Genomic DNA, 13,700 nt, shown 5'->3' with positions numbered 1-13,700 from the left:
TTCGGGTCAGCTCGTGTTCCGACCACGTGCCGATGGGTCTGCTGGGGCTGCGACATGCTGCCTCTCCGCGGTGGGACTCGGCCTGTGTCGAGTCCGGGGCGCTGGACCGCGGCGTTCGGATCGGCCGTTCTCCCGCTGACCCGGAACGAGCAGACACCGTGCCGTAGCGGCACAGTCAACAGCGTCGACTCTTCCGGGTGTCCGCGGCGGATCCGACGGTTCCTCCGGTGACCTGCGCGCCGGCGGGCGGACCTGGTCAGATCTGGTTCATCCCGCCGTCGACGTAGAGGTTGGCGCCGTAGACGAAGCTGCTCTGCGGCGAGGCAAGGAAGACCACGGCGGCGGCGATCTCGTCCGGGGCGGCGATCCGCTTGGCGGGCAGGCCGGCACCGATCGCCGCCTTCATCTCGTCGGCGCGCTCGCCGAAGAGATCGAACAACGGGGTGTCGGACGGGCCCGGCGAGACCACGTTGACCCGGATACCGCGACCGGCGAGCTCGTTGGCCCAGGTGCGCCCGTAGGCGCGCACCGCAGCCTTCGACGCCCCGTAGGCACCGAAGGCCTCGGCGCCGCTCTCGGCGGAGGTGGAGGCGGTGAGGATCACCGCGGCGCCGTCGTTGAGCAGTGGGAGGGCCTTCTGCACGGTGAGGAAGGTGCCCTTGACGTTGATGTCGAAGATCCGGTCGTGGGCCTCCTCGGTGAGCTCGTCCAACGTTGCGAGGTGGTTGATGCCCGCGTTGGCGAACAGCACGTCCAGGCCCTGCCCGCGCTCCCGCACCCGCTCGTACAGGCGGTCCACGTCGGCCGCGACGCTGACGTCACCGGGCACCGCGGTGGCCTTGCCGATCGCGGTGGCCTTGCCGATCGCGGCGACGGCCTTCTCCAGCTCGGCCTCGCGCCGCCCGGTGATGAAAACGTGTGCACCCTCTGCGGCGAGTCGCTCCGCAGTCGCCAGGCCGATCCCGGTGCTGCCGCCGGTCACCACCGCCGTCTTGCCGTCGAACTGTCCCATCGAGCTCTGACCTCCCCATAATTACGCATCGATCAGTACAGAACGAACGTAGCACGGCGGCCACCCGGCGTGTGGCGGGACTATGCTCGAGGTCATGACGAACACCCGGAGGGCGACGATCGGCCGGCCACGGGAGTTCGACGTGGACGAGGCCCTCGAGCGCGCGATGCGGGTGTTCTGGGAGCAGGGTTACGAGGGCGCCAGCCTCACCGACCTGACCGCGGCGATGGGCATCACCCGCACGAGCATGTACGCGGCCTTCGGCAACAAGGAGGACCTGTTCCGCAAGGCGCTGGAGCGCTACTCGGTCGGTCCGTCCGCCTACGCGACGCGAGCGCTCGAGGAACCGACCGCCCGGGCGGTGGCCACGGCCTTCCTGCACGGCTCGGTCGACACCACCACCGACCCCGGTTCGCCGTCGGGGTGCCTCGGCGTCCAGGGGGCGTTGGCCGCCGCGCCCGCGGACCGGGCCATCCGGGACTTCCTGGCCGACTGGCGCAACGCCGCCTGCTCCCGCCTGGAGGACAGGTTCCAGCGGGCCCGGGACGAGGGCGACCTGCCGCCGACGTCCGACCCCGCACTGCTCGCCCGGTTCCTCATGGCCGTGTCGTCCGGGATCGCGGTCCAGGCCGCGAGCGGCGCCGGCCGCGACGAGTTGCACCGGGTCGCCGACGCGGCGCTGCAGAACTGGCCGCCCATCTGACGAGATCCACGGTGGCAGAGGGCAGGTCGACGAGCGTGCTTGCCGACGTTCGTGCACGGTGCTGCGGCGACCTGCGCAAGTGCTGCGCAGGTCGGTGGCCCCCGCCAAGGATTCGGACCTGTGACACCCGCTTTAGGAGTGTTCTCCTCCGTATGTACATGCCACACTACCTGCTCTGATGCTTTGAGTGCGACCTCCTGAGTAGCTCCCAGCCCCATCAGACAGCGCGCTTTCGCTCCCCATATGGCTCCCCGGGGCCGGCGCCGGCTTCGCTTAGGTCGAGTGTGGTCCACAGAGCCGGAGCAGGAGGAGGACGAATTTGAGTCTTCGTCGGAGGGTTCCCTCGGCGAGGTGCTCCAGCCCGGTCCCGATCGCATACAGCGCGGGCACGCTGGTGCAGCTAGTCCGGCCGCAGGCGTGTCTGGCACCCACGCCCGTGAGCGGGCGATGGTTGCTCGTGCGGGTCACGGACAAGGCTCGTGGCTCTCGCGTGCGGGCTGCGTGATCGGGACGAGCGTCACATCGCCCCTGTGGGCACCCTAAGTCCCAAGCGCTTCAGGCCGCTGCCAGCTCAGGCCCTGCGCCTGCCGCGAACCCTGAACCCCACCGATCAAAAGGACGAACGGGCTGACGGCTGCGCTCGCCGTGCCCGAGAGCCGAGCCGGCCCCGCCTCGATGGTCGCCGTCCTGGGTCCCCGGTCGGCCCGACGGAAGAGGATCTCGGCAACGTGCAATAGGCCGATTGGACTCGCCCCACCTCACGCGACCTCGACGCCAGTAACACCGGCATGGGAACGCCGGCGACGGAGGAGGCGACTTGGTACCCGACGGGCGGGCCCGGGAGAACCAGGCTCGGCCACAAGCGGGGGTCTTCCCCCCCGCGCGAACGGGGGCTTCTCACTTGTGGACGGGGGTCTGCACGATGGCCCCTGGTGGACGACACCGAGATTCTCTCCTGGTGTCCGCGGGGCTCGAGGTAGCGCTGTATCTGACGGCAGCCTCGGCGCTCCTCCTCAAGGACCCCTGCCGCGAGCGAGGTGGCCGCAATGGACCGATCAATGACCGCGCTTCTGAAGACTCAGAGTCACCGTCGCCTGGGCGATCAAAGGATTCGTCTAGAGCCGCCGCAGCATGTGCTCCGAATGCCTCGACGCACCCGACCAGCTCGAGGTCCGGTTCCGCAAGCCGCTGCTGCATGCGGCTGCTACCTCGAGGCCGGCCACGATGTGTGCTCGAGGGCCACTCAGAACTGGTTGATCGACGTATCCGACCCGGATGCGCACCTGGTTCCGGTCGGTTTCTGCAAGCGCGTGATCCTGACCTTGTTGCCTCCACCCTGGGCACTGATTGACAGCGCGGCGGCGACCACTATGAATGAGGATTTGATCCAGGGTCACGATGTGCCGCGCGCCGATTGGGCGGCGAAATGGCGGTTCCGGCACATGAAACCAGAGCTAACCTGTGCGAGGGCCCGCCCGACATGGCCTGGATGCGTGGCCGCGAGTTGGCCCCCGCGCTGGCACGCGACCACTGCGCAATTGAAGGTCAGGGCTTCGCGCAGGTCACGCAATACGTCACGGCCCTCGAAGGAAAGGGCCGCTGCGCGTGCAGACACACGAGGTCGCAAGACTGCCCGCCTGGACTCCAGTCTTATGAGACGTCGGTGCATCGGACAGTAACGAGGCAGACATGATAAATAGATGGCGAAAGCGCCTCTCCGTCTTCTGGCGAGGGGTGGCCATACTTTGCTTTTTCATCTTAGCAATGGCTGCTTCGGCGCAGAGCGCTGCGGCTGACGAACAACAGTCTGACGCGTGCCGTGCGGCCGCCTTGTCTACCTGGACAGAACAAGAGCTGTGGGTTTGGGACAAGCTGTGCCAACGGCAAGACGCCGACCTTTCTATGAATGCCGCCTTCGGTACTGCCCCCTCGGTAGATGAAAGCGAGGGCTGGCCCGCGTCAAGAACACTGCGTTCGACGTTTATTCAAACGATCTTGACGGCACCTAAGTACTCCGATTTGATAAAAGATAGGCCAATTGCTATTTCTGGCGCGCGATACACGAGCGAGATAGAGCTCCGTAATTCTAAGATCTCGGCAAGTGTGCGACTCACGAATTCCCGCTTTGAGGCGCCATTATTCCTGTCGCACTCGACCATCGCGGGGGCCCTCGTGCTCATCGACTCCTCCTTTGGCGAACTAGTGGACCTCGAGAACACCTCAATCGGAGCCAACCTCGTCCTTTCTGGCTCGCATTTTAGGTCAGAGGTCAGGATGCTAGGCGCAGAGCTGAAGGGAACTCTCGCCATTGTCGGTGCCAGATCTGACGATGGCGCCACAGTATCTCTAGGTCGGGCGGAGGTAAGCGATGCCGTTTCACTAGACAGGAGTGAATTCGGCGGCGCGGTCGACATCACTGAGGCTGTGCTAAAGAATTCCCTGCTCGCCACGAAGGCGACCTTCCGAGACGTAGTTCATCTCAACTCGGCACAGATCGGCGGCGATGTTAACCTGACAGGCGCCCAGATTTACCAAGACGTCCACATGTCCCGAGTTCGGGTAGATGGAGCGCTGATCCTTGCCGGGCCGCAGCCGGCTACGTGGTTCGGAGAGGATCGGACTCTATACCTCCGGGGCACCACAGTGAAGGGGGTGGACGACAGCAAGGACGCATGGCCGCCACGAATTTTCATGTCAGATTTCATGTTTGACGGACTGCGCACCACTGGCGCTGGCTCAGACGGGTTAATTTCTCGCAGCAGTGACTGGTACATCCGTTGGCTAAGGAGTGATCCCGGATTCTGTCGAATGGCTTACGCGCAGCTCGAAAGCAGCCTCAGGGCGGCTGGGAGGTCCTCCGAAGCTAACGCGGTTGGAATGGATCGAATGGCGAGGGAGTACTCGGAGAGAGGCGTTGTCTATCCTGCTAGATGGCTACTTTCTCCCGTTCACCGATTCACCGTGGGCTACGGGTACCACCCGGAATGGGTCGTCCTGTGGATTGTGTGCGTAATCGGCGTCGGTGCTATTGCTGCACGCTATCTTCCGTCGAATGCGATGAGAAGAGCCCGTGCGAGGTCGAAGATTATCTTCAGCACCCATCGGTTGATTCCGCTGATCAGCTTTGGTCAGGCATATGCGAACGTCGACGTCACCAGCGATCGAGTGAAGCCGTGGGTCCGACGGTATTTCTACTTGCATTCAATTCTGGGATATGTACTTGCTGCGGTTCTCGTTACTGCCGTAGCGGGCCTTACGGGTCCTCCGATGGCCGGGATCGGCGCTGAGTAACGCTACAGTATAGCTTTGCTTCGTCTGCCAACTTCGCGTGAGAGACGAAGTCGATCGAAAGAAGAATGGCGATGAGTAAACTTCGACAACTCGCGATAGCGGCGGCCGTACTTTGTGGCGCAGCGCTCGTTCCGGCCCATCTGGCCGCCCCGGTACATGACACGCCTTCCTTATCTTCCGTGTTCTACGCAGCAGAAGCGGAATGGATGTTCCACTCAAACCATCCGGACTACCCTTCGTGTGCCGCCACAGCCGCAACACAAGGTCGCAACTGGCGATGTGTCAAAAACGAGGCAGGGACGTACGACCTGCTCCTCTGGTCCTGACTGCCCCGCGCGAGGTTCGGGCACGGCGCCAGAACGTATCCGCGCTTGGCCGATGGGACGGTAGCACGGGTTGAGATCACGATAGGTGCCCTGGGCGGCTCAGGACGGCCCGGCGTCGGGGACATGTGGCGGGATCGATCGCCCGCGCAGATCTTCGAAGCGATGGGTGGCCACCACGGCGGCGAGACGATCGAGCGGTGTGAGCCTGCGACCTTTCTCAGGATCGCAATAAAGGGGTCGCCGGCGTGCTGGTGGGCGAGGTGGCGATCATGCCGAGCATGGCGAGCCTGCCGTTCCGTCGATTGATCGAGGACCCGTTCGATCTGCTCGTTCGCCCGACAAGTCGAGCTCTACAGAGCCCGCCTAGTCTCTGGTTATGACGTGCGTCGTAGTGCTGGGCCATTCGGGTGAAAGCCCGCCTCAGCTGTAACGGGAGCACAGTCACCGCGAGTACGCCTGGGCGCACTTAGCGCTATGGGGATGGGTCGATGAGGGCACGCGTTGCGCCGCGAGCGCTGGTCGCCGCGCGCATGCGCGACAAGTCGGACCGGCCTTCAAGTACCGGCATGCGGTTCGCGTGGGTGACCTCAGCTGGGAGGACTGATGCAGGAGCAGTTCGATGCGGGACTGAAGGCGCATGTCATTCGTGATCAGGACAACCGACTGCGGGCGATTCGTCACTCACAGGAGTACTGGGAGTCAGACGAGGGGAGTCCGCTGGCTGCCGCGATTGCGTATTTGCGCGCGATGGCGTCCGCGTACGAGGTGCCAGGCGGAGAGTTGGACAACCTGCCGGTGCGGGCGACCCACCTCGACCCGAGGACGCAGGGCATCGAGTACCGCCTTGCCGAGGAGCGCACGAGCTTTGATTCGACGACGTTCAGCTTCGCCCAGACGGTGCTCAACACGCCCGTCTGGGCAGCTGGCCTGAAAGTGACCGTCAAACAGGGACCGAACCGGGTGGTCCGTTCCGTCAACACCGCCCACGCCGGCATCGAGGTGGAGATGCCTCCCGAGGAGTCAGTCGAGCGATACAGGCGGCTTTTCCAGAGGACCGAAATCCTGCGTGCGCGGCGCGCGGCTGGAGACGAACTGAGCGAGGATGCGGAGGACGAGGGCCGCGATCTGCTGATCGACCTGACCGACGCCGAGTGGCCGAGCGAACGCGCCGCCGTGGCCAGGCGCCAGACTCGCCTTATCTTCGGTCAGTTCTGGGTATACCAGTACGACGAGCTGGCCCGTGTGCCGTCGTCGAATTCGATCCCTGAGCGGTTCAACCGCGACGTTGGCCGCGAGTCGGGTGAGACAGGGGAGGTTCCTGACGACCGCGGGCCGCTGCTCCTGCCCCTTCCGCCGGTCGACGAGCGGATTCAGGATGGCGCGTACTACTTGGTCGCCGAGATTACGTTCGAGATGCCGGTGGGGGATCGCGAGCAGCTCACCTGGCGCATGCTCGTCGAGGTTCAGACGAACTCGGTGCTATACCTGCGCGCACTGGTGAGTGAAGTCGACGGCCAGCTCTTCCTTCAGGATCCACCGACGAAGACCGGCAACTCCGCGCTGAACGCCGCGTCCAACAACGCAACCCTCAACCCGCATCGCGACACCGTCCTCCTGCAGAATCTCAACGCGCCATCCGGCGGGACCCAATCGCTTTCAGGCACGTTCGGCCGTCTCCAGGAGGTCGAGGGTGATATGGTCGCTGCTCCGGCGTCCCCCACTGGCACAGACTTCCTCTATGACGTGCGAACCAATAACTTCGCCGCCGTCAGCGCCTACTTCCACGTAGACCGGATCTTCCGTGAGATCGCGGGTCTCGGCTGGACCATCGCTGGAGGGTCCGGCTATTTCAGCAACACGAGTTTTCCCGTCTCGATCGACCACCGCTGCTTCTCAGGGAACGTCATCAACGCTCACTGCGTCGGTGACGGATTGGGCGGGATCGGGCATGTCGGCTACGGGATCATGGACTTGACCGACACAGGCAACGTGCTCGGGCGCGCCTGCGACCCCCGCGTTCACTGGCATGAGCTGTGCGGTCACGGGATTCTGTACGAGGCGGTCGGAACTGCCAACTTCGGCTTTGCGCACAGCGCAGGTGACTCCCTCTCGGGCATCTACTTTGATCCCGACTCGAATCTGCGAGGGGTCGACGGCACCCCGCTGGGCAAGCCCGGCGACCTGCGATTCACCTACGTGCCCTGGCATCCGACGCTCAACCGCCGCTTTGATCGCGACGTGGCCGCGGGCTGGGCATGGGGTGGCGCGCAGGACGACGCCGGATACGGCTCGGAGGAGATTCTCGCTACGACGCTGTTCCGCGTATACCGGTCGATCGGCGGCGACTCCGCGGACGTCGGCCGGCGCCGGTTCGCCTCACGCATGATGCTGTATCTGATCCTGAGGGCGGTGCAGAACCTCACGCCGGCCAGCAACCCGAGCTACGCGCGTGACTTCTGCGCCGAACTCATGGCGACTGACCAGCTCAATTGGACCTCGGAAGGCATCTTCGGCGGCGCCTACAACAAGGTCTTCCGCTGGTCGTTCGAGAAGCAGGGCGAGTTCCAGAGTCCACTGATCACGAACGGAGGCCCCGGCGATGGGACGATCGTCGCGCCCGGCCAGCCGCCCGACCAGGACGTCTACATTGACGACGGCCGCGTAGGTGAGTACCAGTACCAGCCGGTCCACTGGCACACGACGACAATCTGGAACCGGCGCAGTGCAGACGGCATGACAACGCACGAGGAGCCAGCCCTCGGAGAGACCAACTACGCCTACGTAAAGGTCAAGAACCGAGGTACCCAGACCGCAACGAACGTGATCGTCCGTGGTTTCCACACCAGGCCCGGCGCCGGCCTGCTCTGGCCGGGCGACTTCGAGACGTTCTCCACCGCGCAGATCGCCGTCGGCACCATTGCGGGCAACAATACCCAGGAGGAGGTTGTCGGCCCCTTCGAGTGGACGCCGAACATCAACGCTTACGGGCACGACTGCATGCTCATGGTCGTCTCCGCCGACGGCGACGCATCCAACGTCGACAACTTCACCGTCGGCGAGGTGATCCCGGAGTGGCGCCTGGTCCCGAACGACAACAACGTAGGTCAGCGCAACGTCCAACCCGTGGCGGGTGGTGGCGGCGGCGAGGGCCTACTGCAGAGCCTGGACGGCGTCAGCGTCTGGGTCGGAAACCCCAACCCCCGACGCGCGCTGATGACGCTGCACGCGGAGCTTCCGCAGCTGCTCGCGTCAGCGGGCTGGCGCCTCTCCTTCGAAGGCCTCGACGATGACCGCTTCATCCTCAGGCCCGGCGCCCGGCGCGAGGTCGTGCTGCGGCTCAAGGCCGGCCAGGACTTCACCAAGGATGCCGTCGCCGCGGCCGGAATCTGCGAAATCCGCGTCACCGTCCGCGGCGATGGCGACCTGCTCGGTGGCATGACCTACCGGCTCGACCCCGAGCTCACCCGCCCCTACAACGCACGTCCCGGCGCCAAACGCGACTGCAGGCGTCCGGCAAAGGAGCTGCTCGACTGCCTCGGCATCCACGACCAGGACCTCAAGGACGTCAAGGTCAAGGAAGTCATTGTCGGGTTCAAGATGCGCGACGACGACTGCTGATCGCAGGACATGTCCGCGCCCAACTACGAGCTTGCGCCGCCACCCACCCCGGTCGACGGCCTGCTCGCCGTGCCGATCCACATCCAGGACGTGCAGGCGACCGTGAGCTTCGACGGCGCGGCCTCCATCGGTCGCGCCGACGTCACCCTCACCTACGAAATCGGCCCCACGACCGGCTCCCCGCTACTTGACCTGCGGCAAACGATCGGCCAGGTCTGGGTCGACGGGACGCCCACCGATCCGAGCGACCTGGCGGCGCGCAACGTGGGCGCTGGCTCGTTCTCGACGGTCCGCGTCCTGGACGCCGTCCAGGACGCCGGGTCCGTGCACACCCTCCGCGTCGCGTACCAGCTCGGCCCACCGGACTCCGAGCTTGGCGGGTCCTACCCGCCCGTCCTCGCATGGTCACCCGGCCCGCGGCTGCGCTGGACGTTCGGCATGTCCGACCTCAACGCCGGGCGCTATCTTGAGGCGTGGCTACCGTCGAACCTCATCTGGGATCGATTCCCTATCCGTCTCGACGTCGAAGTCACCGGGACACTGGCGGCACACTCCATCATCACCAACGGCATGGTCACCGCGCTCGGCGCAAACCACTGGTCGGTGCAATTCCCGGACCACTTCGCCCCGCTCTCGCATCTCCTCGAGATTCGCGCAAGTAACACGGTGGAGTCGGTGACCGGTTCGGTGACGCTTCCGCTGACCGGCCAGGTCGCGATCGAGGCGTGGAAGTTAACCGGCGACCCGGAGAATCTCGCTGCACGGATCGCAGACGCCGCCGGGTTCTTGATCGCGAACGAAACCGACTATGGTCCGTACCTCGACGATCGGTTCGTCTTTTTCTTCCACGGCGCTGGCGGTGGCATGGAGTACGCAGGCGCCACGACGACCTCAGTGCCCGCGCTCGGCCACGAGACCTTCCACAGCTGGTTCGCGCGCGGCGTCACGCCCGCGTCCCAGGCCGACGCATGGTGGGACGAAGCCTTCACTACGTTTCACGATGCCGGTGCCGACGACACCGAACCATTCGACTTCCTCGACGCGCCGGTCGAGCTCTGCTCACGTCTGCCCTTCCAACGGCGCACGCCCGGAAACGCCTACGCGGACGGTAGCCGCTTCTTCCGCGGTGTCGCTGCCACCGTGGGCGTCGCGACGCTGCGCGCCGTGATGCGCAGCGTGTACGAGCGGCATCGCGGCGGCCCGCTGTCAACAGCTGCTCTCGAGGAAGATCTTGTCGCCCGCACAGGCGCAGCCAGCCTGGTCGACGCGTTCCACCGCTTCGTCTATGGCTTCGCTGACCCATCGCCCGTCCCGCGCCTATGGCTGCGCGACGCTCCCGGCCACACTGGCGCCGACGTGTGGGGCGGGGAATTCTGGAACTCGCCCGATTTGTGGATCCGGCACGCCGACGACGGCGGCACGGCCCACCAGTCGCCGGAGTCCGGCCAGGACAACTGGTTCCATGCCCGGGTGCGCAACGACGCCGCGGGCGCGGCCTGCCGACACTTCGTAGTCACCTTCGCGGTCAAGCAGTTCGCAGGCACGCAGTTCGCCTATCCGGGAGACTTCCTGCCGGCCATCGCCGCGAGCGCAGCCTTCGACCTCGCGCCCGGCGAGGAGCGCGTCGTCGCCGCCCGCTGGCCATGGGAGCACGTTCCACCCTCCGGCACGCACCTGTGCCTGCTCGCTGCGGCGATTGCGCGCAGCGACCATCCGGCAGTTGGGACGCACGTCTGGGAACAGGCCAACCTCGCCCAAAAGAACCTCACGGTGGTCGATCTAGCGCCTGGCGAGTTCCTTATCGTGCCCGTGATGATCGGCAACCTCCGCGGGAACGCGCAGCCAGCTCTTGAGGTGTTGCAGACCGAGGACGCGCCGCTTGCCGACGTCGCGCTCGTGCATCGGGTCAGGGGCTTCTTCGTGCGGCCGGAAGGCCTGCGGCCGCTCGCCGTCCCGGCGGTTCGACCGCGCGAGCGCCGCCTCATGGACTGCGGCGGCGCGGAGCCGATTGCGGAGGAATACGTGGGTGGGGTGCTGCGCTCGACCCAGCCGCAGCGCGTTGCCCGCCGTTTCCCCGGCGCGGTAGAGCTCCCGCTGAAGGCTAAGCCCCGTATCCGGGTGCCCGTCGCGCTGCCCGCGGACGCGCCGACGACGGTCGGTTTGAAGATCACCGCGCCCTCAGATGCGCATCCGGGCGCCTCCTTCATGGTTCATCTCGTTCAACACGACGGCACACGCCTCGTCGGCGGCGTGGCGGTCGAAGTCCACACACCGGGCGCGCACCGGGAGGCCACATGAGGCCGATGGCCCGGCTCTCGCGCTGGTGCTTCCTGTTGGGTCGATGCACGCCCGCGGTGATCCTCATTCGTCATGCGGACGTTGCCGGGGGAGGAGCCGACCCCGCGCTGAGCGCGGCGGGATCCGCGCGGGCACTGGAGCTGCGCCACGTGTTCCACGACGCCGGGCTCGACTCGATCTACATCACGCGATGGCAGCGGACACAGCAGACGGCCGCGCCCCTGGCCGCAGACCTCGGCGTTACTCCGGTGCAAATCGATTCGGCCGTCGACGTCATCACTGCGATCCGCGCCCGTCCGCCGTCCTCCGCTGCCTTAGTCGTCGGCCACACCAACACGGTCCCCGACATCATCGCGGGACTCGGCGGTCCGACGGGCGTGACGATCGGCGCCACAGAGTTCGACCGTCTGTTCGTATTGTTGCGCGGACGCCTGATCCAGCTGCATTACGGCCCCTGACGCTTCCCCAGTCTGCAGGCTGAGCGCGAGCAGTACATATGCACTTGACAGCGCGAGCGCAACCGGAGACAGCGGATCTGATCGTCGAACCCGGGTTCCGCAGCTGGGTGATGGCCTGGACACGGAACCTGGGGTGTGATCTGCGGGAACGGGTGAGCATCGCTGGACAGGCGTGTGTCCAGGCGGTGGTGTTCGTGCTGGTCAGGACGTTGCGGGTAGCCCGAGCTCGATGATCTTCTTCGGTGGGTCGATGCCCAGCTTGCCCAGGATGGCGCGCTGGTCGGTGGTGAGTTCGGTGCGCTGGCGGAAGGTGCCCGGCGGGGCCTTCGAAGGTGCAGCCGCGGAGGGTCTTAGTGACCATCACGGCACTCCGCGAGCCACGAAACACCAGGTCCCAGGCCTGCAGGCCGAACCTGACCCAGGAGGTGGCACGAGTCAGGTCAGAATGCCGCTGATTGAGGCGGAGCGGCTACGACCGCTCGCTTTCCGCGGCTGGCCGCAACGAGTCCCTCCGCCTTCAGCAGTGCGACGGCGCGGTTCGCGGTGCCGGCAGCGACCTTGTAGCGCTCCCGAAGAGTGTCGATGGTCGGCAAGGGGTCGCCTGCCGTAAGCGCGCCGCAGGCAATCGCCGCTCGGAGGTCAGCGGCGATCCTCTGGGACGGGCTATCCCGAGCCAGCAGTTCCGGTCGCCTGGTGGAGCCGGGACCGCCGTCGCTGCTGATCGGCGGGATGGCATGCGGACGCCCGGCGCCTTCATCGCCCGTTGGTCGGCCTCCGCCACCCACGCCGTGTATGCGCGAAGCGTGGTTGAGCCTCCGCCGCCGTGCCCGAGGCGGCCAGCAACCGTCCGGACGTCGACGCCGGCCGCGATCAGCTCGGTCGCCGAATAGTGGCGGAGCTGGTGCAAGTTCGAACCGGGCACACATGCGGGCATAGCGGTTGGAGACCGAGGACGGCCGAAGCCACGTGCTGTGGTCGACGGCTGGCGAGAACAGCCGGCCGTCGGGGGCAAGCGTGATGCCGACGGCGGCGGCGTCCTGCTCGCATTGCTGCCGGTAGGCCCGGAACAGGGAGACCGTGTTGTCGTCGAGCGCGATGCGGCGTTGCTGGTGGGTTTTGGTGTCCTTCTCCCAGGTGAGAGTGTTCTTCTGGGCGATGCTGGTCCGGATCGTCAGAACGGCGCGATCGAGGTCGAGCCGGTCCCGACGCATCGCGCACAGCTCCCCACGTCGCGCGCCGGTCGTCATGGCGAGCCACAGCAGGCAGCCCCACATGACCTCCGGGAACGCGGCGTTGAGAATCGCGGTCGCCTGTTCGGCAGTCGGTGAGTCAGGGTCGGATCTAGGCCCGCGGGGAGGTTCTGCCTGGTCCAGCGGGTTGACCGTGATCCAGCGCCAGCGGACGGCCCGGGCGAGGGCGCCGGACAAGCAGAAGTGCACCTTGCGGATCGTCGATGTGGCCAGCGGCTGGCAGACGTGGGGTCTGCAGGCGGGCGAGCAGTTGTGCGGGCCGTCGGCGGCATGGCCGACGTGTGGCCGGCCGTCGCAGTGCGCCCGGCAACGGCGCAGGATCGCTTGGTGGGCGTCGAGCGTCTCGCCGTCGAGCTTCGCCACCGGAAGATGCCCCAGGAGTGGGCGGATGTGGATGCGGATCGTCTGCTCGTACCTCTCGAGCGTCGTCTCCTCGACGTCGAGGAGTTCGAGGTAGCGGTCCATGAGCTGGTGACCGTGGCCTTCGTGCGCGGGTTGTGCTGCTCGTTGACCTGGTTGACGAGGCGCCGGCGGACCTTCTCCGCTTCGGCGTATGCCTTCGGTCCGGCGGGCACTGACTCCGTGAGGTAGTGCCGGCGCCCGGTGAGGGCGTCGACGCCGGCGTACACACGGACCCGCAGGGAGCCGCTGGCCCTGGCCTCGATCTCGCCGCGCTGGCGGCTCGGCCTGTGCGCCATGGGAGCGAAGCAAGCACTCTCGCTCCCCGGATAGCTCCCCGTCGGG

The 13,700-nt window shown here is 66.2% G+C and carries 7 protein-coding genes; 5 read left to right on the top strand and 2 right to left on the bottom strand.

Annotation, left to right across the window (positions count from 1 at the left end; all coding sequences use genetic code 11):
- Nucleotides 1-256: 256 nt before the first annotated feature.
- Nucleotides 257-1,012 (bottom strand): SDR family NAD(P)-dependent oxidoreductase, encoded by a 756-nt coding sequence (locus FHX44_RS12530; RefSeq protein ID WP_147255959.1) that lies wholly within the window; start codon nt 1,010-1,012, stop codon nt 257-259.
- Between the two features lie 94 nt (nt 1,013-1,106).
- Here FHX44_RS12530 and FHX44_RS12525 point away from each other — a divergent pair, with 94 nt between their 5' ends.
- From FHX44_RS12525 to FHX44_RS12505, 5 genes are all read left to right on the top strand, one after another.
- Nucleotides 1,107-1,715, top strand: coding sequence for a TetR/AcrR family transcriptional regulator (locus tag FHX44_RS12525; protein WP_147255958.1), 609 nt, complete (start codon nt 1,107-1,109; stop codon nt 1,713-1,715).
- Nucleotides 1,716-3,887: 2,172 nt separating this feature from the next.
- Nucleotides 3,888-5,006, top strand: coding sequence for a pentapeptide repeat-containing protein (locus tag FHX44_RS12520; protein ID WP_147255957.1), 1,119 nt, complete (start codon nt 3,888-3,890; stop codon nt 5,004-5,006).
- Between the two features lie 929 nt (nt 5,007-5,935).
- On the top strand, nt 5,936-8,950 hold the full coding sequence (locus FHX44_RS12515) for a hypothetical protein (protein WP_147255956.1): 3,015 nt from the start codon (nt 5,936-5,938) through the stop codon (nt 8,948-8,950).
- Nucleotides 8,951-8,959: 9 nt separating this feature from the next.
- On the top strand, nt 8,960-11,248 hold the full coding sequence (locus tag FHX44_RS12510; protein ID WP_147255955.1) for a gluzincin family metallopeptidase: 2,289 nt from the start codon (nt 8,960-8,962) through the stop codon (nt 11,246-11,248).
- A complete protein-coding gene (locus FHX44_RS12505; protein WP_147255954.1) occupies nt 11,245-11,706 on the top strand; it encodes a SixA phosphatase family protein in 462 nt (153 codons plus the stop codon). The genes FHX44_RS12510 and FHX44_RS12505 overlap by 4 nt, the downstream gene beginning before the upstream one ends.
- 440 nt (nt 11,707-12,146) lie before the next feature.
- Here FHX44_RS12505 and FHX44_RS12500 read toward each other — a convergent pair whose 3' ends face one another.
- Complete coding sequence (locus tag FHX44_RS12500) at nt 12,147-13,421, bottom strand: GntR family transcriptional regulator (RefSeq protein WP_212612437.1); 1,275 nt, start codon at nt 13,419-13,421, stop codon at nt 12,147-12,149.
- Nucleotides 13,422-13,700: the final 279 nt, after the last annotated feature.

Source organism: Pseudonocardia hierapolitana (genome assembly GCF_007994075.1).
Taxonomy (GTDB): Bacteria; Actinomycetota; Actinomycetes; order Mycobacteriales; family Pseudonocardiaceae; genus Pseudonocardia; species Pseudonocardia hierapolitana.
This window is presented reverse-complemented; position numbering and strand designations above follow the sequence as displayed.

Excerpts from the sequence above, each read along its gene's own strand:
- FHX44_RS12525 (WP_147255958.1), top strand. The coding sequence starts at position 1,107 with ATGACGAACACCCGGAGGGCGACGATCGGCCGGCCACGGGAGTTCGAC.
- FHX44_RS12530 (WP_147255959.1), bottom strand. The coding sequence starts at position 1,012 with ATGGGACAGTTCGACGGCAAGACGGCGGTGGTGACCGGCGGCAGCACC.
- FHX44_RS12515 (WP_147255956.1), top strand. The coding sequence starts at position 5,936 with ATGCAGGAGCAGTTCGATGCGGGACTGAAGGCGCATGTCATTCGTGAT.
- FHX44_RS12505 (WP_147255954.1), top strand. The coding sequence starts at position 11,245 with ATGAGGCCGATGGCCCGGCTCTCGCGCTGGTGCTTCCTGTTGGGTCGA.
- FHX44_RS12500 (WP_212612437.1), bottom strand. The coding sequence starts at position 13,421 with ATGGACCGCTACCTCGAACTCCTCGACGTCGAGGAGACGACGCTCGAG.
- FHX44_RS12510 (WP_147255955.1), top strand. The coding sequence starts at position 8,960 with ATGTCCGCGCCCAACTACGAGCTTGCGCCGCCACCCACCCCGGTCGAC.